7 protein-coding genes (1 of these 7 only partly in view) are annotated in these 7,500 nt (G+C 38.8%); all 7 read right to left on the bottom strand.

What is annotated here, in order from left to right:
- Nucleotides 1–1,019, bottom strand: partial view of a DNA gyrase subunit A gene (gene gyrA / locus AC4QJR_RS00035; protein ID WP_251462960.1) — the start only. Its footprint begins 1,498 nt before the window's first position; the window shows 1,019 of its 2,517 coding nt (coding positions 1–1,019); it begins with the start codon at nt 1,017–1,019; its stop codon lies beyond the left edge, outside the window.
- A 26-nt stretch (nt 1,020–1,045) separates the two neighbouring features.
- Complete coding sequence (gene gyrB / locus AC4QJR_RS00030; RefSeq protein ID WP_496524939.1) at nt 1,046–2,971, bottom strand: DNA topoisomerase (ATP-hydrolyzing) subunit B; 1,926 nt, start codon at nt 2,969–2,971, stop codon at nt 1,046–1,048.
- 66 nt (nt 2,972–3,037) lie between these two features.
- Nucleotides 3,038–3,286 (bottom strand): extracellular matrix regulator RemB, encoded by a 249-nt coding sequence (remB, locus tag AC4QJR_RS00025; RefSeq protein ID WP_098577003.1) that lies wholly within the window; start codon nt 3,284–3,286, stop codon nt 3,038–3,040.
- Nucleotides 3,287–3,294: 8 nt separating this feature from the next.
- Nucleotides 3,295–4,413 (bottom strand): DNA replication/repair protein RecF, encoded by a 1,119-nt coding sequence (recF, locus tag AC4QJR_RS00020; RefSeq protein WP_251462964.1) that lies wholly within the window; start codon nt 4,411–4,413, stop codon nt 3,295–3,297.
- Nucleotides 4,414–4,483: 70 nt separating this feature from the next.
- Nucleotides 4,484–4,699: a S4 domain-containing protein YaaA gene (yaaA, locus tag AC4QJR_RS00015; protein ID WP_098577009.1), complete on the bottom strand. Its 216-nt coding sequence runs from the start codon at nt 4,697–4,699 to the stop codon at nt 4,484–4,486.
- A gap of 123 nt (nt 4,700–4,822) precedes the next feature.
- A complete protein-coding gene (gene dnaN, locus AC4QJR_RS00010) occupies nt 4,823–5,959 on the bottom strand; it encodes a DNA polymerase III subunit beta (RefSeq protein WP_251462966.1) in 1,137 nt (378 codons plus the stop codon).
- A 194-nt stretch (nt 5,960–6,153) separates the two neighbouring features.
- A complete protein-coding gene (gene dnaA, locus AC4QJR_RS00005; protein WP_098577015.1) occupies nt 6,154–7,500 on the bottom strand; it encodes a chromosomal replication initiator protein DnaA in 1,347 nt (448 codons plus the stop codon).

Genomic DNA, 7,500 nt, shown 5'->3' with positions numbered 1-7,500 from the left:
CCATTAACTAGGGCAAGTGTGTTAATTCCGAAGCTAGTTTGTAATGCTGTATGTTTATATAAATTATTTAACAGGACGTTGGCATTCGCATCTTTACGAACTTCAATAACAATCCGCATACCTTTTCGGTCGGATTCGTCTCTCAGGTCAGTAATACCTTCGATTTTTTTATCACGGGCTAGTTCAGCGATTTTTTCAACTAATCTCGCCTTATTCACTTGATAAGGTAATTCATTAACAATGATAACTTCTTTACCATTTGCCTTTTGCTCAATGACTACCTTAGCACGAACTGTAATGGATCCTCTGCCTGTTTCGTAGGCTTTACGAATACCGCTTCGGCCTATGATAATACCTCCGGTAGGAAAGTCTGGACCAGGAATAATTTCCATGAGCTCTTGTGTAGTAATTTCAGGGTCACGACTAAGCGCTAAAACTCCATCGATTACCTCTCCAAGTTGGTGCGGCGGAATATTGGTTGCCATTCCAACAGCAATTCCTGTTGTTCCGTTAACTAAAAGGTTAGGGAACCTGGCTGGTAGAACAACCGGCTCTCTTTCCTCCCCATCATAGTTATCTTGATAATCAATCGTATCCTTGTTTATATCTCGTAATAATTCCATTGAGATTTTCGACATTCTTGATTCTGTATAACGCATGGCAGCAGCCGAGTCGCCATCGACAGAACCGAAGTTTCCATGTCCATCGACAAGCATATAACGATAGTTAAAGTCCTGGGCCATCCGAACCATTGTTTCATATACTGCAGAGTCACCATGTGGATGATATTTACCGATTACATCCCCAACGATACGAGCTGATTTTTTATAGGGTTTGTCTGAATGCATTCCAAGATCATGCATAGCATATAGAATACGGCGATGAACTGGTTTCAATCCATCCCGAACATCTGGAAGGGCCCGAGAAACGATAACGCTCATCGCATAGTCAAGAAAGGAAGATTTCATCTCCTTACTGATATTAATCTCTGTTACTTGAGAATTTGGTGTGTCAGCCATACTTGTTACCTCCTTTCACCGTTGCTTTATATATCTAAATTCTTCACGTATTGGGCATTCGCCTCAATGAAATTACGACGCGGTTCTACCTTCTCACCCATTAACATATCAAAGGTTTCATCCGCCTCAATCGCATCTTCAAGGCTAACCTGAAGCATACTTCTTCTCGCTGGATCCATTGTGGTTTCCCATAATTGTTCAGGATTCATCTCGCCTAGTCCTTTATATCGCTGAATATTCGGTTTTGGTGTCGCTGGAAGCACGGCAAAAATCTTTTCAAGTTCTTTATCATTATAGGCGTACTCAATCCGTTTACCTTGCTGTACTTTATAGAGAGGCGGCTGGGCAATATAAACATAACCTGCTTCTAATATTTTTCTCATAAAACGGTAAAAGAACGTTAGAAGAAGCGTCCGGATATGGGCACCATCAACATCCGCATCCGTCATTATGACGATTTTATGATAACGTGCTTTGGAAATATCAAAATCTTCACCGATTCCTGTTCCAATCGCAGTAATCATCGCTCTTACCTCATTGTTAGAAAGGATTCGATCTAAACGTGCTTTCTCCACATTAAGGATTTTCCCGCGTAGTGGCAGAATGGCTTGGAAGTGACGATCACGACCTTGCTTTGCTGATCCGCCAGCGGAATCACCCTCAACGATATACATTTCACTTTCAGCAGGATCTTTTGAAGAACAGTCAGCTAATTTTCCAGGTAAACTAGAAACTTCTAAAGCACTTTTTCGGCGGGTCAGCTCTCTAGCCTTCTTTGCCGCAAGCCTTGCACGTGCAGCCATAAGACCTTTTTCGACAATTTTCCTGGCCACTGTTGGATTTTCCAACATGAATTTATCAAAAGTGCTGGCAAAGACGGCATCAGCGATGGCTCTTACCTCAGAATTGCCTAACTTTGTCTTGGTTTGTCCTTCAAATTGTGGATCTGGATGTTTAATGGAAACGATCGCCGTAATTCCTTCACGAACATCCTCCCCAGAAAGATTGGTATCATTATCTTTAATTAAGCCGTTTTTTCGCGCATAATCGTTGATGACTCTTGTTAAAGCCGTTTTAAAACCAGATTCATGTGTTCCGCCTTCGTACGTATGAATGTTATTCGCGAAGGAATAGATATTCTCTGTATAGCCTTCATTGTACTGGAGTGCGACTTCCACACTAATTCCATCGCGTTCTCCCTCCATGTAAATTGGTTCTTCATGGATCACTTCTTTTGTACGGTTTAAATGCTCTACATAGGATTTAATACCGCCTTCATAGTGATATTCGTTTCGTTTATTTTCAACTCGCTTATCTTCTATCGTAATTTTGATTCCCCTGTTAAGGAATGCGAGTTCACGAAGGCGAGTAGCAAGAATGTCATATTCATAGACCAAAGTCTCCGTAAAAATCTCACCATCTGGTTTGAAATGAGTAATGGTCCCCGTTTGATCAGTCGTACCAATTACCTCTAATTCAGAAACAACCGCGCCTCGTTCAAATTTAATACGGTGGATTTTTTCATCACGATGGACATAAACCTCAAGTTCAGTAGACAGCGCATTAACTACGGATGCACCTACCCCATGCAGTCCTCCAGAAACTTTATAGCCTCCGCCGCCAAACTTACCTCCTGCATGAAGTACAGTCATAATAACTTCAACTGCAGGTCTGCCCATCTTTTCTTGAATATCAACCGGAATCCCGCGGCCATTATCTTTAACTGTAATGCTATTATCTTCCTCAATGGTGACATTAATTTCATTACAGAAACCTGCTAATGCCTCGTCAATACTATTATCTACAATTTCCCAAACAAGATGATGAAGCCCTTTACCGCTTGTTGAACCAATATACATTCCTGGTCTTTTTCGAACAGCTTCAAGTCCTTCAAGAACCTGTATTTGCTCCGCACCATATGCTTGTTCCACAGCCTTTTGTTCTAAAGTCATGCTTGTTCACCTGCACCTTCTGACAAAAATATATCTATATAATCATTAAAAAACATGTAATTAACTTCAAAATTCATGTATAGTCATTTGATTTGAACGTTTCTTTAAAGTACCAGAAGAAATCGGGGATAAGTATACATTGTCATTTGTGACAATAACTGATTTAAAGGGGTTTTTAGATAGATTAATTACCTTTTCCTTTCGAGACTTGAGGAATTCTTCAACGAGCGGCGAGTTGTTAACACTCTCTTTATCCAAGATAGAAATAATATCCCTTGCTCTAATATTAATATCTTCCCCGATATGGATATACATGGTTCACCTCAATTTACTTTCTTCATCCTTCCGGCTTCAACAATATATGTTGAGGCCTCCTTTAATGTTTGATGATCGATTCCCTCAACACTTGTGGTTGTCACAAAGGTCTGTACCTTCCCTTGGATCGTGTTAAGCAAATGAGACTGCCGGTAATCATCTAATTCTGATAAAACATCGTCTAAAAGTAAAATTGGATATTCTCCAATCTCAGCAAATATTAATTCAATTTCAGCAAGTTTCAAGGATAATGCCGTGGTCCGCTGCTGACCTTGTGAACCAAAGGTTTGCACATCTCTTCCATTCACAGTAAAAATAAGGTCATCCCGATGGGGACCAAACAGGCTTGTTCCTCGTTCAATTTCCCTCGTTCTAACCTTGCTGAATTTTTCTTCAAAGCATGCTATCATCTTCGACAAATCTTGCTCTTCTAATACCTCTACCGACGGTTTATAGGTAATTTCGAGTGTTTCTAGACCTCTCGATATTCCTTGATGAATGGGTTTGGCCCAATTTTGCAGAAGACGCAGGAATTCAAACCTTTTTGTGACAATTTTCACAGCCATCCCAATAAATTGTTCCGTTAAGATTTCCAGCATCGTTTGATCTGTCTGCTTTTTTATCTGCAGCATTTTTAAATAATGATTGCGCTGCTGAAGTATCTTTTGATATTGACTCATATCATGTAAATAAAGCGGCGAAACTTGTCCAATTTCCATATCAATAAAACGCCTGCGGACTTGAGGGCTCCCTTTTACTAGGTTAAGATCCTCAGGAGCAAACATAACAACATTCATATTTCCGACATATTGACTTAATTTACGCTGCTCAATATGGTTAGATTTCGCTTTTTTTCCCTTTTTCGAAATAATTAATTGCAACGGCAATGAGCCGTGTTGCTTTTGAACCCTACCCTCTATTTTAGCATATTCTTGGTCCCAGCGAATAAGTTCTTTATCATTGGAAGTACGATGTGATTTGGCCATCGCTAAAACATAAATGGATTCCATCACATTTGTTTTTCCCTGGGCATTTTCACCCAGGATCACATTTACTTTGTTCTCAAATTCTACGAACAACTCTTCATAATTTCGATAATTGGTGAGCGCTAATTTTTCAATATACATTAGGAAAACATCCTTTAGCTGAGCTATTCAATAAATTAAGAAGAATTTACTCAATAAACTACTTCTTAATTTACTCAGTAATGACAAACTCTCCAAAGCCAGGAATCCTGATTTTGTCACCAGAGCGCAGCTTTCTTCCTCTTCTTTGATCTTGTTCACCATTAATAAATATTTCATGTTCGCTTAAAAACCATTTTGCCATGCCGCCAGTTTGTATTACATCAGCCAGTTTTAAAAATTGACCTAAGGTAATAAATTCTGTATCAAGCTTTATTTTTTCAGGCAAATCGTCACCCTCGTTTCTAAAATGGTCTCAATACTTTATTTTACTAAAAAATCGACAGAGTTACAAAGAAAACTAAAATAAAGCCACCATAGTTTGGTGGCATGGAGAATTAAGTATATAAAATTAGTATGTTCGGACTGGTAAGATTAATTGCAAAATGGTTTCATCATGAAGCGGGCGAATCACGAAAGGACGCATAGCCCCTGTAAAGCTCACTCTAATATCTTGACCTTCAAGCGCTTTTAAGGCATCCATCATATATTTTGCACTAAAGGAAATCTTTAATTCTTCTCCCTCAATCGCTTCACTTTGAATTTCTTCGACAACTTTCCCAACTTCTGGAGTGTTTGAAGAAATTTCAATGAGTCCACCCTCAATTGTCGAAAGTTTAACAACATTATTTCTTCCTTCTCTTGCTAGTAGCGACGCTCGATCGATTGCCTGTAAAAATTCCTTTGTATTAACCGTTACATCCGTTTTACTTTCACTTGGAATCAATCTTGATGTATCGGGATAATTTCCTTCTAACAATCTTGAGAAAAATAACAAGTGCTTCGCTTTAAATAAAATCTGATTTTCAGTGATAACAATATCAATCAGTTCATTACTGTCATCAATAATTTTACTAAGTTCATTTAAGCTTTTTCCTGGAATAACGACATTATAATTCTCGTTGTTTGGCGTTTCAATCTTTGCCTTCCTTAGTGCAAGACGGTGACTATCTGTTGCAATACAGTTTAACTCCCCATTTTCAACGCGCCAGTTTACACCTGTCAAGATGGGGCGTGTTTCTGAGGTGGACACAGCAAAATGTGTTTGTCGGATCATTGCTTTTAATAAATCTGTGGCAATATGAAATTTATTATTTTCTTCTAATTGTGGCAGATGAGGATATTCTTCTGCATCAAGACCGACTAAGTTAAATTCAGATTTTCCTGAGCGAATAACGGTTTGAAGAGAGCCGAGTACTTCAATTTCTACTGAAGCAGTCGGTAGTTTTTTAACGATTTCACTAAAGACTTTCGCTTGAAGTACAATCGAGCCTGCTTGTTTAACTTCAATAATCTCGTCACCAGCATCCTCTTTAGGAATAAACGATTCAATCGAAATATCTGAATCACTCCCTGTTAGAGTAACACCTTCAGTTGTCGCTGTAATTTTAATCCCCGTTAAAATTGGAATAGTGGTTCTTGATGTAACAGCCTTCATTACATCTTGAACACTCTGAACTAATCGATCTCTTTGGATGATAAATTTCATCGAATATAATCCTCCGTTTTAAGCATATTTTTGTTATTAAAAACATAATATATTTTTTTAAAAAAAGAGTAGAAGTACTAGTAGGGCCTGTTAGTATGTGGATAACCCATTATTTCAACGGAAACACAGCCTATCCACATGTGGACAGACTGTGTGTAAATACTAAGAAGTTATGCACATAATTCAGTCGTGTTTTAGACCTTCAAAAGTTCATGAAGTTCTTTCATTTGTCTTTGCAGCTGGGCATCGGACTGGAGGAGTTTAGAAATCTTTTCGTGCGCATGAATGACGGTAGTATGATCTCGCCCGCCAAACTCTTCTCCTATTTTCGGCAAAGAATAATCCGTTAATTCACGTGATAAATACATCGCAATTTGTCTAGGAAATGCGAGCGACTTTGTCCGTTTTTTTGCTTTGAAATCTTCCAGTTTAATACTAAATAGTTCCCCAACCGTCTTTTGAATATCCAAAATTGTGATGACTTTAGGCTTGGAACTTGGAATGATGTCCTTTAAAGCTTCTGCTGCTAAATCGGCATTGATATCCTTATTGATTAAAGAGGAGTAAGCAACCACGCGGATTAGCGCACCCTCAAGCTCACGAATGTTGGAGTCAATTTGATTGGCAATATATAACATGACCTCATTTGGAATATCCAGACCCTCTGCCTTTGCCTTTTTCCTGAGGATGGCAATCCTTGTTTCTAAATCAGGCGGCGTAATATCAGTTATCAAACCCCATTCAAATCGGGATCTGAGCCTGTCCTCTAATGTTGGAATTTCTCTTGGCGGCCGGTCGCTGGAGATGATAATTTGTTTACTTTCCTCATGGAGTGCATTAAACGTATGAAAAAATTCTTCCTGGGTTGATTCTTTTCCAGCTAAGAATTGAATATCATCTATAAGTAAAATGTCAACATTTCGATATTTATTGCGAAAATTCTCCGCTTTATTGTCTCGAATCGAGTTAATAAACTCGTTAGTAAATTTTTCGGATGATAAATAAACGACTTTTGCTGCAGGGTTATGATCTAAAACATAATGACCAATTGCATGCATTAAGTGCGTTTTTCCTAATCCCACGCCTCCATAGATAAAGAGGGGATTGTATGCTTTGGCAGGTGCTTCAGCTACAGCGAGCGATGCGGCATGGGCAAAACGGTTGCCTGAGCCAATGACAAATGTATCAAAAGTATACTTTTGATTTAAGATACCTTGAGGAAATTCCCCATGGTCATCGTCCTTTTTTACCTTTTTAGGAGGTAATTGCACATCATTTTCTGCTTCTTTTTGATTTTGCGGAATGATAAATTTAACAGCAAGCTCTTCGCCGGTAATTTCATATAGTATTCCTGCGATTAACTGAGAGTAACGTTCTTCCAGCCAATCACGGGCAAATTCATTGGGTGCTGTAATAATCAACAAATCACCTTGAAGGGAATGGGCCTTGGTGGACTTAAGCCAGGTATCAAAGCTTGGTTTGCTGATCTTTTTCTCTATATTAGCTAATGCAGCATGCCAAAGATCCGCAATATTTTCCAA

The organism is Neobacillus sp. BP17, assembly GCF_059579525.1.
Note: the sequence above shows the minus strand (reverse complement) of the source record. Positions and strands in the feature narration are given on the sequence as shown.